General features: G+C 52.6%; 16 protein-coding genes. 7 read left to right on the top strand and 9 right to left on the bottom strand.

Annotated elements, in window-relative coordinates; all coding sequences use genetic code 11:
* Window position 1 precedes the first annotated feature (1 nt).
* The 3 genes from ACYVHB_RS20980 to ACYVHB_RS20990 all read right to left on the bottom strand — a co-directional run bounded on the left by ACYVHB_RS20980 (window position 2) and on the right by ACYVHB_RS20990 (window position 1,743).
* Complete coding sequence (locus ACYVHB_RS20980) at window positions 2–262, bottom strand: CcmD family protein (RefSeq protein ID WP_461053750.1); 261 nt, start codon at window positions 260–262, stop codon at window positions 2–4.
* A 69-nt stretch (window positions 263–331) separates the two neighbouring features.
* Window positions 332–991: a cytochrome c biogenesis protein CcsA gene (gene ccsA, locus ACYVHB_RS20985; protein WP_461053751.1), complete on the bottom strand. Its 660-nt coding sequence runs from the start codon at window positions 989–991 to the stop codon at window positions 332–334.
* A 77-nt stretch (window positions 992–1,068) separates the two neighbouring features.
* On the bottom strand, window positions 1,069–1,743 hold the full coding sequence (locus ACYVHB_RS20990) for a heme exporter protein CcmB (RefSeq protein WP_461053752.1): 675 nt from the start codon (window positions 1,741–1,743) through the stop codon (window positions 1,069–1,071).
* Window positions 1,744–1,967: 224 nt separating this feature from the next.
* Here ACYVHB_RS20990 and ACYVHB_RS20995 point away from each other — a divergent pair, with 224 nt between their 5' ends.
* Both ACYVHB_RS20995 and feoB read left to right on the top strand, forming a co-directional pair.
* Window positions 1,968–2,195 carry a FeoA family protein gene (locus tag ACYVHB_RS20995; protein ID WP_461053753.1) on the top strand — a complete coding sequence of 76 codons (228 nt, stop codon included), beginning with the start codon at window positions 1,968–1,970 and terminating at the stop codon, window positions 2,193–2,195.
* A gap of 135 nt (window positions 2,196–2,330) precedes the next feature.
* Window positions 2,331–4,451 (top strand): ferrous iron transport protein B, encoded by a 2,121-nt coding sequence (gene feoB, locus ACYVHB_RS21000; protein WP_461053754.1) that lies wholly within the window; start codon window positions 2,331–2,333, stop codon window positions 4,449–4,451.
* A 54-nt stretch (window positions 4,452–4,505) separates the two neighbouring features.
* Here the strand turns inward: feoB and ACYVHB_RS21005 are convergent, their stop codons facing one another.
* Together ACYVHB_RS21005 and ACYVHB_RS21010 are read right to left on the bottom strand one after the other, a co-directional pair.
* A complete protein-coding gene (locus ACYVHB_RS21005) occupies window positions 4,506–4,670 on the bottom strand; it encodes a hypothetical protein (RefSeq protein WP_461053755.1) in 165 nt (54 codons plus the stop codon).
* 229 nt (window positions 4,671–4,899) lie between these two features.
* Entirely contained in the window at window positions 4,900–6,402 is a 1,503-nt protein-coding gene (locus tag ACYVHB_RS21010) for an NAD(P)H-hydrate dehydratase (RefSeq protein ID WP_461053756.1), read from the bottom strand.
* 115 nt (window positions 6,403–6,517) lie between these two features.
* Between ACYVHB_RS21010 and rplS the strand changes: the two genes are divergently transcribed.
* The 3 genes from rplS (at window position 6,518) to ACYVHB_RS21025 (ending at window position 8,729) form a co-directional block, all read left to right on the top strand.
* Window positions 6,518–6,892, top strand: a complete 375-nt coding sequence (gene rplS, locus ACYVHB_RS21015) for a 50S ribosomal protein L19 (protein WP_461053757.1) — start codon at window positions 6,518–6,520, stop codon at window positions 6,890–6,892.
* A gap of 75 nt (window positions 6,893–6,967) precedes the next feature.
* Window positions 6,968–7,738, top strand: coding sequence for a diaminopimelate epimerase (gene dapF, locus ACYVHB_RS21020; protein ID WP_461053758.1), 771 nt, complete (start codon window positions 6,968–6,970; stop codon window positions 7,736–7,738).
* A gap of 61 nt (window positions 7,739–7,799) precedes the next feature.
* A complete protein-coding gene (locus ACYVHB_RS21025; RefSeq protein ID WP_461053759.1) occupies window positions 7,800–8,729 on the top strand; it encodes a bestrophin family protein in 930 nt (309 codons plus the stop codon).
* Here the strand turns inward: ACYVHB_RS21025 and ACYVHB_RS21030 are convergent, their stop codons facing one another.
* A complete protein-coding gene (locus ACYVHB_RS21030) occupies window positions 8,730–9,026 on the bottom strand; it encodes a rhodanese-like domain-containing protein (RefSeq protein ID WP_461053760.1) in 297 nt (98 codons plus the stop codon).
* 168 nt (window positions 9,027–9,194) lie between these two features.
* Between ACYVHB_RS21030 and htpG the strand changes: the two genes are divergently transcribed.
* A complete protein-coding gene (gene htpG / locus ACYVHB_RS21035; protein WP_461053761.1) occupies window positions 9,195–11,042 on the top strand; it encodes a molecular chaperone HtpG in 1,848 nt (615 codons plus the stop codon).
* A 71-nt stretch (window positions 11,043–11,113) separates the two neighbouring features.
* Here htpG and ACYVHB_RS21040 read toward each other — a convergent pair whose 3' ends face one another.
* The 3 genes from ACYVHB_RS21040 to ACYVHB_RS21050 all read right to left on the bottom strand — a co-directional run bounded on the left by ACYVHB_RS21040 (window position 11,114) and on the right by ACYVHB_RS21050 (window position 14,599).
* On the bottom strand, window positions 11,114–11,692 hold the full coding sequence (locus ACYVHB_RS21040; RefSeq protein ID WP_461053762.1) for a DUF4126 domain-containing protein: 579 nt from the start codon (window positions 11,690–11,692) through the stop codon (window positions 11,114–11,116).
* A gap of 66 nt (window positions 11,693–11,758) precedes the next feature.
* On the bottom strand, window positions 11,759–12,574 hold the full coding sequence (locus tag ACYVHB_RS21045) for a hypothetical protein (RefSeq protein ID WP_461053763.1): 816 nt from the start codon (window positions 12,572–12,574) through the stop codon (window positions 11,759–11,761).
* A gap of 531 nt (window positions 12,575–13,105) precedes the next feature.
* A complete protein-coding gene (locus ACYVHB_RS21050; RefSeq protein WP_461053764.1) occupies window positions 13,106–14,599 on the bottom strand; it encodes an ATP-dependent DNA helicase in 1,494 nt (497 codons plus the stop codon).
* A gap of 165 nt (window positions 14,600–14,764) precedes the next feature.
* On the opposite strand from ACYVHB_RS21050, the gene ACYVHB_RS21055 reads away from it, so the two are divergent.
* Window positions 14,765–15,202: a CBS domain-containing protein gene (locus tag ACYVHB_RS21055; RefSeq protein ID WP_461053765.1), complete on the top strand. Its 438-nt coding sequence runs from the start codon at window positions 14,765–14,767 to the stop codon at window positions 15,200–15,202.
* Window positions 15,203–15,270: the final 68 nt, after the last annotated feature.

Raw genomic sequence — 15,270 nt, forward strand, 5'->3', positions numbered from 1 at the left:
TTTAGAGTCGAACAGACTGCGTGTTTTTCTTTTCGTTTACTTCCTTTTCCAACTTACCAATCTGCCGGTCGAGCCGGACGAGGTAGATGATAATGCCCGCGAACACAGCCGCAATAACCGCTACCACCACCCATATTTTGCCGTCGGCCCGGAGTCGGTCGGCCATTTTCACACCATCTGCAACGGGCTGTTGAGCCAGGAGGTTTTGACTAAACAAAAGCAGTGCTGCTAAAAGAGTTTTTGTTAGAAAAAAGGGTCGCATTGGCCTATCGGGATAGTTACAAAAATAACGCAAAAAGCGGCTGAATCATTCGGAGTTGCTCATTCAGATTTACTCCTCTAAAACGGCTTTGACCCGGCGCATCCTGACACGCAGCTCGGTAATCCAAACGCCCAGCAGGGTAAATCCAATTACGGCGGGGTAAAACACCATCCGCATTTTACTGTCCATGTCATACTGGCCGAAGGCTGGGTTTCCCCCATTGCCGGGGTGCAGCGAATCGGTCAGGCGCGGCACCACGAAGATGAGCGGGACAAACACCGCAAAGGCGAAGATGTTGTACACCGCCGAAATCCTGGCCCGGCGCTGCTCATCGTCGAACGAGCCGCGCAGAATCAGGTAAGCAAAGTACATCAGCATCCCTACTGCTACGCTGTTCAGCTTTGGATCGTTGGGCCACGGTTCGCCCCACGTGAAATTAGCCCACAGCGACCCGGTCATGCAACCCAACAGGCCAAACAAAATAGCGGTATTGGCAAACTCTACCGCGACCAAATCATCACCAAACCGGCCACTGCGCAGGTAGCGAACCGAATAAATAGCCGACACCAGCAGCAGCGCAATCATCCCGAACCAGAGCGGCACATGGAAATACACATTCCGAATACTCTCGTTCAGAATTGGCTGGCGCGGCACCACGCCGAGCAGGCCCTGCAACACTACGTAGGTTAAAATAATGACCGCCAGGGTCTTCCACCAGTATGTTTTCATAAATGTATCACGGACTAAAGTCCGTATCTTACTCAACAAATACGGACTAAAGGCTCCGCGCCCCGGTCCGTGATACTTCAACTCCGCCACAAGAACGGAAACAACAGCCAGGACAGTGTCAGCACGATAGCGTCAATGGCCAGCACCGTCCAGATTTCGCTCCAACTGACGCTGCGGTCGAGGCCATCCATCGCGTTTTTCGAGATTTTCAGCAGCAACAGCAGCAGCGGCAGGATAATTGGAAAACTCAGCACTGCCATCAGCGTAGCCGGGTTCTCAGCCTTGCTGGCAATGCCCGATACCAGTGTCAGCGAAGCCGCAAACCCCACCGCCCCCAGCACCAATGTCAGCAGATACAGCGGCACGTCCTGCACCGGATTGCCCAGCACGAACGCGTATGTACTGAACCCTAACAACGCCAGCACCAGCATGAGTGCCGTATTATAGCCAATTTTCGACAGAATTATTTGCTGCGGACTAACCAGCGTGTAGTAATACAGTTGCCGTCCCGCCCGCTCCTGCACAAAGCTTTTAGCGATGGCGTTGATGGCCGTAAACAGGAGAATAATCCAGAACAGCGTGTTCCAGACAATCGGCGTCAATTGTCCGGGGCGGGCGTTGAAACTCAGGTAACACACAAACACCGCTCCCACAATGTACAGTAGCATCCCGTTGAGGGCGTAGCGTTGCCGCCATTCCAGCAGAAATTCCTTCCGCATCAACGCTCCCATCTGCCGTACCGATTCTGCCACGCTTTGTTTCTTTATACGTGTGCAAATTTACGGCAGAACGGTGATGGTAAAAAGGAAACTGCACTATTTGCGGACCCGGTAGGATCGATCATCAGTATCCTGCTTGGTAAGCTCATCATATTTCTGTTCCTCTTCTCTTGCATCAATAAACTTTGAGCCGTAATCTTGCGTTAATTAAATTGAATCTAAATAAAGATAGCCGTCTCACACCGGCACCCTCGGCCATGAGCAAGCGCAGTGTAGCTGACCTTAAAGTAGGCGAACGGGCCATCATTCAGTCGTTTAACGATCAAATGATGTCACTTAAGCTGCTCGAAATGGGTTGTTTGCCAGGTGCTGAAGTATGTTTGCATTGTAAGGCTCCCCTCGGTGATCCAATTTGCCTGAACGTATCCGGCTATTGTCTGTCGATGCGCCGGTCTGAAGCGGCTACTATATTGATTGACAATTAACCGTTGCTGGTGTGTGTGGGTAGGTTTTTAGTATTGTATTTGCGTCCGCGTGACCAGCGTTGAACACGCAAGCCCGCAGGCACCGCATCGGCGGTCCGACGACGGCCCTGCCAAACACACAAACACACTGCGTCCTTGAGTACCTCGCCCATACTTGCCCTCATCGGTAATCCCAACGCCGGTAAATCGTCGCTGTTCAATCAACTGACTGGCCTGCGCCAGAAAACCGGCAACTTCCCCGGCGTTACCGTCGATAAAAAATTTGGCACATGGTCCGTTGATCCCCAAATTAGTGCCACGGTTATTGACCTGCCGGGCGTTTACTCTATCTATCCCAAGTCGTTAGACGAGCAACTCGTCACCGATATTCTGGCTAATCCGGCCCACGTCGATTATCCCGATGTGGCCGTTGTGGTTGTTGATGCCTCAAATCTACACCGGAATTTGCTGCTGTTTACGCAGGTTGCAGACCTCGGCGTACCGACGGTGCTGGCGCTGAACATGCTCGACGTAGCGCTTAAACAAAGCAAGCAGGTTAACTCAGTACGGCTGGCCATGCGGCTGGGTGTGCCCGTTGTGCGCATCAATGCCCGCACCGGTGAGGGGATCGACTCGCTTAAGAAAGCCGTGCTGGGACAGCTTCATCAGCCAACGCTGCCCGGCAAGCTATTCTTCGATCCTGCTGATGACGCGGCTGAGTTAATTGCCGATACCAGAGCGCAGTACCAGCTCAGTAATAACTACCTCGCCCTCCAATACGTCATCCAGCACGACGGTTTCACGTTTCTGAGCCGTCCCCAGCAAGTTGGTCTGGATACCCTTATTACTAAACACAACTTCAGCGAACCAACGTTTCAGGCTAACGAAACCATCACGCGCTACAAGCGCATTGCCACCGTTGTTGCCGAAGCCGTGACGGATCAGCGGCCGGTGGGTCAGCCCACCTGGAGCCAGAAACTCGACCGTATCCTGCTGCATCCTGTCTGGGGTTACGCCATCTTTGGATTCGTGCTGTTACTGATTTTTCAGGCCATTTTTGCCTGGGCACAGCCGTTTATGGATGCCATTGATGCGGGCGTAGCCTGGCTCAACGGTCAGCTAAAGGACAGCCTACCCGCCGGACCGCTTACCGATCTGCTAACCGACGGTATTCTGGCTGGCATTGGGGGTATACTGGTCTTCATTCCCCAAATCGCGTTTCTGTTTCTGCTGGTGGCACTGCTCGAAGAGTCGGGCTATATGTCGCGGGTGATGGTTATCATGGACCGGATCATGCGTAAATTCGGACTAAATGGCCGGAGCGTAGTACCCCTGATTTCAGGCGTTGCCTGCGCCGTACCCGCCATCATGGCTACGCGCAGCATCGGCACCCGGCGCGACCGGCTCATCACGATCCTCGTTACGCCCCTGATGAGCTGCGCGGCTCGTCTGCCCATCTACACCATTCTGATTGCCTTGGTTGTGCCGAGCCAGCGCATACTGGGATTCTTCAATTTGCAGGGACTGGCCCTGATGAGTTTGTACCTGCTGGGCTTAGTTAGCGCATTATTATCGGCTTATGTGTTGAAACTGCTGCTGAAAACAAAGGAGCGCAGCTTCTTCATTATGGAACTGCCCACGTTCAAACTGCCCCGATGGAACCACGTAGGTCTGACCGTTTACGACAGCGTCCGGTCGTTCGTTTGGGAAGCCGGGCGGGTTATTTTGGCTATTTCGATTGTGCTGTGGGTGCTGGCCAGTTACGGCCCCGGCGACGACATGCAACAGGCCGAAATCCGCGTTCGGCAACAGAATACGTCGCTGAACAGCGAGGGATTGGCCAACCGGATTGCGTCCGAACGGCGCGAAGCATCCTACGCGGGCAATTTCGGCCACTTCATCGAACCCGCCATCCGACCCCTCGGCTACGACTGGAAAATTGGCATTGCATTGCTTAGCTCGTTTGCCGCCCGCGAAGTATTCGTTGGCACCATGTCTATCATTTACAGCATTGGTGCCGGGGATGAAGACGGGGAAAACACAACCATCCGGGAGCGGCTTCAGCAGGAGCGTAATCCCGAAACGGGCGGGCCGATGTACACGCCCGCGGTGGCCTGGTCGCTGCTGGTGTTCTACGTATTTGCCATGATGTGCATGAGTACGCTGGCGGCTACCCAGCGCGAAACTAAAAGCTGGACGTGGCCCGCTGTGCAGTTGGCCTACATGATGATACTGGCGTATGTGTCGGCCTTTGCCACCTACCAGTTGATGAAATAAATAACACCCCGCCGGACCAGAAACCGGCGGGGTGCTTTTGCAGGTAATCAATCACTACCAGAGTAATCCTTTCGAGATCAACGGGTAGATGAAATGATAAACAATATAGATGAGCAGAGCGACCGTCAGACTGCCCAGGGCGGTTGTTTGGTCGATGTTAACTTGACTCCTGCGCGAGGGGCGGGACACGCGCCAATCCCGCTGTGCTGTGTGTTTCATGGTGTGTTTGTAAACAGGCTATTTTCCTTCGCACAAATTTGGGGCCTGCCCATCACCAAAAACAGCGCAGAAACCCGGAATCTGCCCATTACGTAAAACTACCCGATGCACCAGCCGACTGTCATTCGTAGATATTTCGTAAGCGGTAGGTAACAGAACCATCCGACTTAGCCAATCGGATGGGCAATGGGGTGAACTATACACACTACCGTTACCCGGCTTCTACAAATCAGTCCCATCGCAACGCATCGACCACATCAGACGCAATCATTCCGATTGGTCCGCGCTGTTGAGCCACCCGGTCGCCCGCCAGCCCATGCGCATACACACCCAACACAGCCGCTTCAACCGGATCATACCCCTGGGCCAGCAGAGCCGTTAGCACACCCGTCAGCACATCGCCGGTGCCGCCGGTACTCAGGCCGGGGTTGCCCGTTGCATTAAAGTGCACGTCGCCATCGGGGGTGGCAACGGCCGAATAAGCGCCTTTCAAAACAACGACAACCCGGTGCGTCCGGGCAAAGTCGCGCAGGAGTGTCAACTTGTGGTAGTCATCGTCCCAGGGTTGGGTGAGCCGCTCAAACTCTTTAGGGTGGGGGGTAAGGATGCTGCTGGGCGGAAGAAGTTTTAGCAGGTCCCGGTTTTCGGCCAGCAGATTCAGGGCGTCGGCATCCACGACCATCGGCTTTTTTAGCGTCGGCAGTAGCTCACGGAACATAGCAAGTGTCTCGGTTGCCTTGCCAATGCCGGGGCCAATACCGACTGTCGAGTAATCGGCCGGAGCCGGACTATCACCTTCGCTCGCAATGCTCAACACATTCTGATGACCGTTGGGGCGGCACATGGCCTCGGGCACGGCTGTTTGCACGACGGCGTAGCCACAGCGCGGCACCTGCACGGTTAGTAACCCCACTCCCGACCGGAGACAGGCCCGGGCGGCCAGCACGGCCGCCCCAATTTTACCGTAGCTGCCCACCAGCAGGAGCGCATGACCGAACGTGCCTTTGTGGGCATGGCGGTCACGCTTACGGAGCAGCAGCCGGGCTTCGTGGGGCTGGGTGAAAAAATAAGGTGTGGGAGCCAGATCGATATAGCGTTTGTGCAGACGGATGTCGACCATGTGCCAATCACCCACGTAACGGCCATTTTGGGGGAGTAGAAACGCCAGTTTTGGCAGTTGAAAGGTAACCGTGTAGTCCGGTTCAATGATGACGTCGCCGGGCGCGTTGGGCTTATCGGCGTATAAACCGCTGGCAATATCGACCGAGATTACCGTGGCCGGTGCCCGGTTGATGGCTTCGATGGTGCTCTTTATAATCCCCTCGGCCGGACGCGACAGTCCCGATCCCAGAATGGCATCAATTACGATTTCATTGTGTCGGATGGCCGGTATATGCTTTGAAAATTCAATGTAATTAACTTGTTCGGTCACTAACTTAAGCCGCCGGTGATTGTGCATAAAGTCGTCTGATTCGCGGGGCGCGTAGCGTACGACGTGAATGTCGACCGGGTAGTTGCGTTCGAGCAGCAACCGGGCAATGGCCATTCCGTCGCCCCCGTTATTGCCCAAACCGCAGAAAATTTTGGTGGGCGTCGTGTCTGGAAACCGGTCCACGTACCAGTCGACAAACGTTAGAGAGGCCCTTTCCATAAGGTTGAGTGGGGCAATCGGTTCGCTTTTGATGGTCGATTGGTCAAGGGCGCGGACCTGGTCAACGTTCAGTATTTTCATGGGCTTAGCACGGGTTGAAGGGGGCAATTTTGCAAAAGTATTTTCTACCCGCTAAAAGATTACTATCTTTGCGGTTCATTTCGCAAATAGTTATCTGGCGATTTATAATACGGTCATGAGCGAGTTAATAAAATTAGTGGAGGCAGACAACGCGCAGCGTCGCGCCGACTTGCCTGCTTTCCGGTCGGGCGATACGGTAAACGTGCACGTCAAAATCCGCGAGGGAAATAAAGAACGCATCCAGGTTTTCACGGGAACGGTTATTCAACGCCGGAATCCGAGCAGCGGTGGTGAAACATTCACCGTCCGCAAAATATCGAACGGCGTTGGTGTAGAGCGCATTTTTCCGGTTCTGTCACCCAACATCGACAAAATCGAAATCGTCCGCATGGGCAAAGTGCGCCGGGCGCGGTTGTTCTACCTGCGTGGTCGTCAGGGCAAGGCTGCCCGGCTTAAAGAGCGCAAGCCAAAAGTTAAGGCCGTAGCCTGATCAACGGGTTGTTCATGGAAAAACAAAAGCTGCCTGAAAAGGTGGCTTTTTTTATATCGGCTACCACAACAGACAATGGACTTCTACAAATACCAGGGCACCGGTAACGACTTCGTGCTACTTGATGATCGGACTGGAACGTTTCCCCATACCAATCAGGCTCTCATTGAGCGGCTGTGTCACCGGCGGTTTGGCATTGGAGCCGACGGGCTGATTCTGCTTCAGAACGATGCCGACTACGACTTTCGGATGGTGTATTTCAACGCCGACGGGGCCGAGGGCAGCATGTGTGGCAACGGCGGGCGATGCATTGTCCGGTTTGCGCATGACCTGGGCCTGTTTGAGAACGAAACGCGTTTTCGAGCGGTCGATGGGGAGCATGTGGCGGTGGTGTGCGAGGAAGAGATATTTTTGAAAATGAGCGACGTTGCCGGTATTGAAAAACGCAGTGATCTGACGTTTCTGGACACCGGTTCGCCCCATGTGGTGCAGTTCGTCGAAAATCTGGAGTCGCTCGATGTCGTGACCGAAGGCCGTACCATTCGGTATAATACGGCTTTCGCCGGAGGGACGAACGTTAATTTTGCGCAGATACTGGACGACCATACGGTGCTTGTCAGAACCTACGAGCGGGGCGTTGAAGACGAAACGTATTCCTGCGGCACGGGCGTGACGGCGGTGGCGCTGGTAGCGCATCAGCAACTGGCAATGCCCGATCCTGTGTTCATCCAAACGCTGGGCGGTAACCTGCGCGTGTCGTTCAATCCGACGGTTAGTAGTGCTTCGTTCAGCGATATTTACCTGATAGGACCAGCCAAACGGGTATTTGCCGGATTTATATCATAACTGTTTAATTCATCAGCGCGTTGTGCTTTATTGACTACTACAAGACGCAAACGAGCATTGTATGATTGTTTATAAATCGAAAGACTGGTTACCCGCTATCTGGCATTTTCACACGGGGCCTACCGCCAAAGGATTAGTCAAACGGATATTGCTGGTGGGACTTTACGTGACTGTTGTTACCGTGGCGGAGTTAAACTACAGCGATATACGAATCAAGGACACGCCCAGTTCATTTCTGCAGGCGATGGGTATTCTGCTGAGTTTGCTCCTGATTTTCCGCACGAACACGGCCTATGACCGCTTCTATGAGGGCCGAATTGCCTGGGGTTCACTGGTAAACAACTGCCGGAATCTGTCGATATTTTTCAACGCTATCCTCGACCGGGATGACGTGGAGAGCCGTACTTTTTTCGCCAAAACGATCTCCAACTTTCCATTTGCGCTCAAAAATCACCTGCGCGATTCACCCGGATTAGACGAATTAGACGAAACTGAGGAGGGGGAACGACGCGACCTGAGCAGCTTCGACCATGTACCGGCGGGCGTATCGAGTCAACTGTGGGTAAAAACCGAGACATTATACCGGCAGCGGCTCATCTCTGAATCGCAGCATATTAACGTCAATCAATACCTAACGTCGTTGATGGACGTTTGCGGCATCTGTGAGCGCATCAAGAGCACGCCAATCCCGTTTTCCTACAATCTGTTTATTAAATTATTTATCCTGTTGTACGTGGCTGTCCTGCCATTTACGGTGATTGAAGTGTACGGTTACTTAACGGTTCCGGCCGTGATGCTGACCTCCTACATTCTGGTGGGGCTGGAGTCAATTGGGGAGGAGATAGAAGAGCCGTTTGGTCTCGAACGGAATGATCTGCCGCTGAATCAGTTGGCGCAGTTGATCCGAGTGAATGCGCACGACATTTTACAGATCGACCTGCCCCACGTCGAGAAGCAAGCGGCCAAACCGGGCTTCACCATCGTCACCTAATCAGTCTTCGGCTTCGATAATGCCCCCGTGTAGATGATAAATTGTTTTGTGCTGAAACTCCGGCTGGCGCAGTAAATCTTTGGCGGCTACGCGACTGCGAGCGCCATTGGTGCAAATAACAATGAGTGAATCGTAGGGCAGAAGTTCGGCTTTTCGAGTGCGTAGATCGGGGAGGGGCACATTCAACCCGCCAACGTTAAATTCGTCAAACTCCCATTCGTCGCGCACATCCACAACCGCCGTTCCAGGTTGCTGACGAAGAGTTTCGAGTTCGGGGAGGGTTATGTCGGTATACATAGATAAAATTAACTGGCACCAAGGGTCAAGGCAGTGCTTACCTTAGATGCTGGTATAACGTCAATCTGTAATTGGCAGTTTCGATTCTGTCAATCTGTCAGCCGCGCCCGTCTTGGAACAGGATTTGACGCCCGCCAGATACCAGTAACCTCATCTTTAAAATACATTATGGAAACCGTACAGAACGAAAAAGGCGAATCCACGCGGGGCCAGATCTCGATCCACACCGAGAACATCTTCCCGATTATTAAGAAATTCCTGTATTCCGACCACGAGATTTTCCTGCGCGAATTGGTCTCGAATGCGGTCGATGCCACCCAAAAGCTGCGCCAACTGGCGTCGTTTGGTGAATTCGGTGGTGAACTGGGCGATTTGAAAGTGACGATCTCACTCGATGAAGAGGCCAAAACAGTTACCGTCAGCGACAATGGCATCGGTATGACGGCCGAGGAAATCAAAAAGTACATTAATCAGATTGCGTTCTCCGGGGCGTCGGATTTTTTAGAGAAGTACAAAGATAAAACGGACGACAAGGGTGCCATCATCGGCCACTTTGGCCTTGGTTTCTACTCGGCTTTCATGGTGGCCGAGCAGGTTGAGATCGTCACGAAGTCGTACCGTGAGGAAGCCCAAGCAGCCCGCTGGGTGTGCGACGGTTCGACCGAATATGAGCTGACGCCCGCCGACCGGACTGAGCGCGGCACCGATATTATTCTCCACATTGCGCCCGATTCGGAAGAGTTCTTAGACAAAAACCGGCTGCGGAGCATTCTGGATAAGTATGCGCGTTTCCTGCCCACGCCGGTTGAGTTCGACGGGGAGACGGTGAACAACACGACGCCGATCTGGACCAAGTCCCCCGCCGACCTGACCGACGACGATTACAAGGCGTTCTACCGCGAATTGTACCCCATGAGCGAGGAGCCGCTGTTCTGGATTCACCTCAACGTCGATTATCCCTTCAACCTGACGGGTATCCTTTATTTTCCGCGCATCAAGAACGAACTGCGGTTTCAGCGCGAGAAAATCCAGTTGTACAGTCGGCAGGTGTTCATTACCGACGAGGTGAAAGATGTGGTGCCCGACTTCCTGATGATGCTCCATGGCGTTATTGACTCACCGGATATTCCACTGAACGTATCGCGAAGTTTTTTGCAGGCCGACAGCAGCGTCAAGAAAATTAACGGCTACATCACCCGCAAAGTGGCCGATAAGTTAGCTGACCTCTTCAACGCCGACCGCAACGGCTTCGAGGAGAAGTTTGACGACATCGGGCTGTTTATCAAGTACGGTATTCTGAGCGACGATAAGTTCTGGGAGAAAGCCAAAAGCTTCGTGCTGCTCAAAAACACCGAGGCTAATTACGCGACGCTGGACGAGTACCGCGAGAAGATTCAGGCTAATCAGACCGACAAAAATGACACGCTGACCATGCTGTATACCAGCGACCGCAAGCAGCAGGACGCTTACGTCGAATCGGCCGTTCGGCGGGGTTACGACGTGTTGCTGATGGACAACGTTATTGATGCGCATTTCATTAATGCCCTTGAGTCCAAGCTGGAGAAGGTTCGTTTTGTGCGGGTTGATGCCGATACGCTCGACAAACTCATCGACAAAGGGCTGAATAACGAAAGCGTGCTGTCGACCGATGACCAGACGAAGCTGAAAGAACTGTTTGAGCAGGTACTGGACAACAAGTCGCTGATGGTAAGCATCGAAGCCCAGCCGACCGATGAATTGCCCGTGACGATTACGCAGCCGGAGTTCATGCGCCGGATGAAGGATATGTCGGCGCTGTCGGGCGAGCAATCGTTCTACGGCAATTTCCCGATGTCGCTCAACGTGGTCGTGAACGCGAACCATCCACTTATTGGTAAAGTTCTTGCCGAAGCAAACGCTGATGCCCAAAAATCGCTGGTGAAGCAAGTCTACGATCTGGCGCTACTGGCCCAGAATATGTTGACGGGCGCTGACTTGACTGCGTTTGTCCGCCGGACGGTAGCGGGTTTGGTGTAGTCAATAAGGCCAGTCATAAAACGGGGTCGTTCGGTTAACCGAACGACCCCGTTTTATTTTGTTTGAACGAATTAAGTTCGACGCGTAAACCAGACTTTTCGTTTGGTCAATAACTGACTGATGATGAAGACGACCACAACGCCAACAACAATTACTGCCACTAAGGGCAGCAATACCGTTAGGATCGATAAACCCAGCGATGCCACGTTTTCACCCGTAGCCACGACCGGATTTCCCAAACCGCCCGTTGTGGCCGTGGAGCCAAGCCGCAGCAAACTCGTGCCAGCTTGTACGACACCCGCCGAGCTGCCGCCCAGCATCAGACCCAGACCCCACTGAAGAATCGGCGTGTCAATATTGAGGAACGATGTGCTAAGCAGCGTACCGGCCGCAATGGAGAGGGGCGTGGCTACGGTATCCAACGCGTTGTCGAGCCAGGGAATGTAATAGGCTCCCAGTTCAAACACCGTTGCCAGAGCCAGTCCCGTCAGGGCGGGCCAGCCACTGATCCACTCGAAACCGTCCATCGTACCAATAATACCCAGCTTAGTAGCCGCGCTGGCAATGAGCAGCGGCACAAACACCCGGAAGCCGCAGCAGGCCGCCAAACCGACGCCGATGCAGGCACTTGTAATCCAGTCGATGCTCATAGTACAACGTTATTACGCAAAAATTCGCAGAGAAGAACAGAGACGGGCAGCCCCCCCTGTTGCTTGTCATTCATTCTGTGCTCCTCTAATTATTACTACTGCCTTTGTCGAAAGTTCTGCTTCGGGCCAGGAATGAAGTACATCTCCATCTTTCAGTACGTTTGCTGGATTGACAAACGCTCGTATCTGGAACTTGACGCCAATGTCTCCTTTATCTTCACTGCCAATATATGTTGCTCCCCGCCATGTACTATCATCTCTCACCTTGATGGGCGGCTGAACCCAATAACGTACGCTCCCAACCGCCCGGACAACAATCCATACGGTGTCTGCACCGGACACTTTGCCACCGGTAAGCAATTCGCGGGGAACAATTCTGTTGTAAGTAGGACGATCAATAAGTAACCCACTTGCTGGTTTCGTAAGTATATCACTTACTGATGTTGCAGAACGCAGATACTGAACAGCCGCGTACCCTATGAGGCCCGTCATTAGCATAAAACCCGCCAAAACAATTCGGCGGGCTACGAGGGAAGGCCGGGCTTCCAGCGGATTTGTGGCCGGAACCGCGCCGTTGACAGCAACTTTCTCTTTGCTCTCTGCATAAGAACGACAGGTGTTAAATATTTTCTTGCTTGGTACATAGCTGTCGTCCGTAAAAATCAGTGATAACGTATTGGTGCTGGGAATGTGGATATTGAGATTGATTCGGTCAATACCTCTAACTACATAAAACTCATTTTCGAAGGAAGCCCGTAACGGCTCGTAATTGGCCCGGTTCGTATTATACTCAAGATCGGGAAACTGCATTGGGTCGGTTAAATGATACTGCCTGTATTTGTTTTTAATTCCCTCCTGTAGGGTATTCATCTCAGGTTTCATAAGGGATTGTCCGAACGTTTCCATATCGACAGAAAACAGAAGCTAAACAGGAGTGGATGAAAGTGAACCGAAATAAAAACGGAACCGGGCGGGAAGTTAAACGAAAAACCAAAACGTTGTCAGCTTCCACAGAAATATAATCTTTGCCCCGTCACAGATGGACGTTCGCTTCTGCGGTTGAGGCTGTCGCCTGATTGAGACATACGCTTTCCGATTCTATCCACACCCCTTTTTGTTATGCACCTACCTATACGCTCCACCTTACGGCTTCTGTTGTGGCCGTCTCCTCAACTTCATAGCCAGCTTGCAAGAAAGATTAATCAGTTCACTACTGGCAGCTGGTAGGTTAGTCTATGCTTCATTTTACGATAAAGCAATTAACAGTCGCTAATTAGTGACGTACACCGCAGCTATCAGGAGAAACGTTGATATCAGCAATGCAAATGCCCTGCAAGTCTGCGTGCAAATCAATGTTGGATGCGGGTCCATAAAATGTCTGCAAAGCAACGTCTTCCTTGCTCCCTATTTTTTTTACGTGAAAAACTGCGGGTTGAAATTCATCAGAAACGTCTCGTCCGTGGCCCGCGTCATGGCTGTGTAGAGCCACCGCACAAACTCATTGTTTACCTGGCCGTCGGGCAAGAAACCCTGGTCAATGAAAACGGCGCTCCACTGCCCGCCCTGGGCTTTGTGGCACGTCAGCGCGTAGGCAAATTTTACCTGAAGAGCATTCAGGTACGGGTCGCGCCGGATGGCTTCGGATCGTTCTTTCTTGCCCTTGATGTAAAAATAATCCTTCGACACGCTTTCATACAGCGCTTTGTACTGCTCCGACGACATCGACGGCACGTGCGTATGGAGCGTGTCGAGCATGATTTTGGCGTCGAAATCGGGCTGCTCTTCGTAATCGACTAACCGCAACGTAACAGTGGCAAACCGGAACCCGTGAATCTCCTCTTTGTGGCGAATCTTGAGCACCTCCGCAAATTCGCCGTTGGCCAGAAAACCAGCCGGTGAGTCCTCTTCCAGCACGGTGTAGTTGTTGCGGGCAATCATGAGCATGTCGCCCGCGTCGAGTTCTTCCTCACATTGGTCAATCATGCGCCGGACAAACTGGTTATACTGCACCGCCGTTTTGTTGGAGCGGCACAGGATCACCGTGTTCTCCCGGCCATATTTGTTGTACGCATACTGAATGCCGTCTTCCAGTTTGGTCATTGGCATCTTGAAAATATCCCGGAACGACTTCACATTCAGCCGGATATCGGGCGGTGCCATTTCTGTAGCCGGACCATTATCATTTAGCAGCGCATCGAACCCAACGGCTTTGGGCTTAGCCGGTTCCGCGCCGTCGAGCAGCATTCGCAGACTGGTTGCGTTGTAAAGAATACCCGATTCCTCATCCTGCCGCATAACCTCGGTCAGTTCCTGCTCAAAAACGGTCATGTCGAACGAGTTGGCTAAGAAGTTCCGGTCGAGGGCGGGGCTTAGCTCGCGGCCAACGGGTGGCAACTGAGCCGTATCGCCTACCAGCAATAATTTATTGCCTTTCGTCTCGAACACGTAATCAATCAAATCCGTCAGGAGACCCTTACCGCCAAAGTCGGCTTCGTCCGAAATCATCGACGCTTCATCGACGATAAAAAGCGTGTCTTCGTGGTAATTTTTCTGTCGTTCAAAGGCCAGCGTTCCCGAGCCGGGGTCGGCCACCTGCCGGTATATCTTGCGGTGGATGGTCTGGGCGGGCTTTTTGGCATAGTTGGATATCACCTTTGCCGCCCGCCCGGTGGGGGCCAGCAACACTGATTTATAACCGAAGCGGGGCAGTACTTTAATGAGCGTACCAACGAGGGTCGTCTTACCCGTACCGGCGTAGCCCCGCAGTAAAAAGCAGTCCCGGTAACGCTCAAAGTCCTCGTGGGCAATGAAAGCACCGATCTGATCGAAGAACTGCACCTGACCGGGCGTGGGCTTATAAGGGAAACGTTTGGCCAGCAATTGCGCGGCCGTTTGGGTTTCGTTCATGGATCTAAATTACGAAAAATTAGGCAAAGGGGAAAGCGGGAAATGCGGTAAAAGCGAGGACGAATGAGGATGAGTAATTTTACGGGTTATCCTCTTTTCTCTATTCTGCCTTTTGTCTGTCTTTCTTTTTTGTATCTTTCACCGACCATTAAATCCTTCCCAATTGTGAAAATAAGCCAAATACTACAGGGGAAAGCCGTTAACGCGCTCTATACCGTCTCTTCCGATCAAACGGTGCTGGACGCCCTCAAACTCATGGCCGAGAAAAATATTGGCGCCGTACTGGTTGTCGATGACGGTCAATTGACGGGTATTTTTTCGGAGCGCGACTATGCCCGTAAGCTCATTCTGAAGGACCGCAGTTCGGACGATACACGCGTCAGCGAAGTAATGACGGCGAAGGTTATCACCATCGAGCCAGATCAGCGTCTTGAGGAGTGTATGGTGATTATGTCGGACAAACACATCCGTCACCTGCCCGTCATGGACAAGGGGCAACTGGTGGGTATTATCTCCATCAATGACGTGGTGACGGCCATTATCCGCGATCAAAAAACCCGCATCGACTCGCTCGAAAGCTACATATCCGGCAGCCCATATTAATTAAGTCGTAAGTCATACCAATCATAACGAGACCGACTTACGACTGCTACGACTTACGACTTTTCTCC

This window comes from Spirosoma arcticum, assembly GCF_054779955.1.

Coding starts and splice junctions, on each gene's coding strand:
- ACYVHB_RS21005 (WP_461053755.1), bottom strand. CDS start 4,670: ATGAAACACACAGCACAGCGGGATTGGCGCGTGTCCCGCCCCTCGCGC.
- htpG (WP_461053761.1), top strand. CDS start 9,195: ATGGAAACCGTACAGAACGAAAAAGGCGAATCCACGCGGGGCCAGATC.
- ACYVHB_RS21045 (WP_461053763.1), bottom strand. CDS start 12,574: ATGAAACCTGAGATGAATACCCTACAGGAGGGAATTAAAAACAAATAC.
- dapF (WP_461053758.1), top strand. CDS start 6,968: ATGGACTTCTACAAATACCAGGGCACCGGTAACGACTTCGTGCTACTT.
- ACYVHB_RS20995 (WP_461053753.1), top strand. CDS start 1,968: ATGAGCAAGCGCAGTGTAGCTGACCTTAAAGTAGGCGAACGGGCCATC.
- ccsA (WP_461053751.1), bottom strand. CDS start 991: ATGAAAACATACTGGTGGAAGACCCTGGCGGTCATTATTTTAACCTAC.
- ACYVHB_RS21030 (WP_461053760.1), bottom strand. CDS start 9,026: ATGTATACCGACATAACCCTCCCCGAACTCGAAACTCTTCGTCAGCAA.
- ACYVHB_RS21025 (WP_461053759.1), top strand. CDS start 7,800: ATGATTGTTTATAAATCGAAAGACTGGTTACCCGCTATCTGGCATTTT.
- rplS (WP_461053757.1), top strand. CDS start 6,518: ATGAGCGAGTTAATAAAATTAGTGGAGGCAGACAACGCGCAGCGTCGC.
- ACYVHB_RS20980 (WP_461053750.1), bottom strand. CDS start 262: ATGCGACCCTTTTTTCTAACAAAAACTCTTTTAGCAGCACTGCTTTTG.
- ACYVHB_RS21050 (WP_461053764.1), bottom strand. CDS start 14,599: ATGAACGAAACCCAAACGGCCGCGCAATTGCTGGCCAAACGTTTCCCT.
- ACYVHB_RS21040 (WP_461053762.1), bottom strand. CDS start 11,692: ATGAGCATCGACTGGATTACAAGTGCCTGCATCGGCGTCGGTTTGGCG.
- ACYVHB_RS21010 (WP_461053756.1), bottom strand. CDS start 6,402: ATGAAAATACTGAACGTTGACCAGGTCCGCGCCCTTGACCAATCGACC.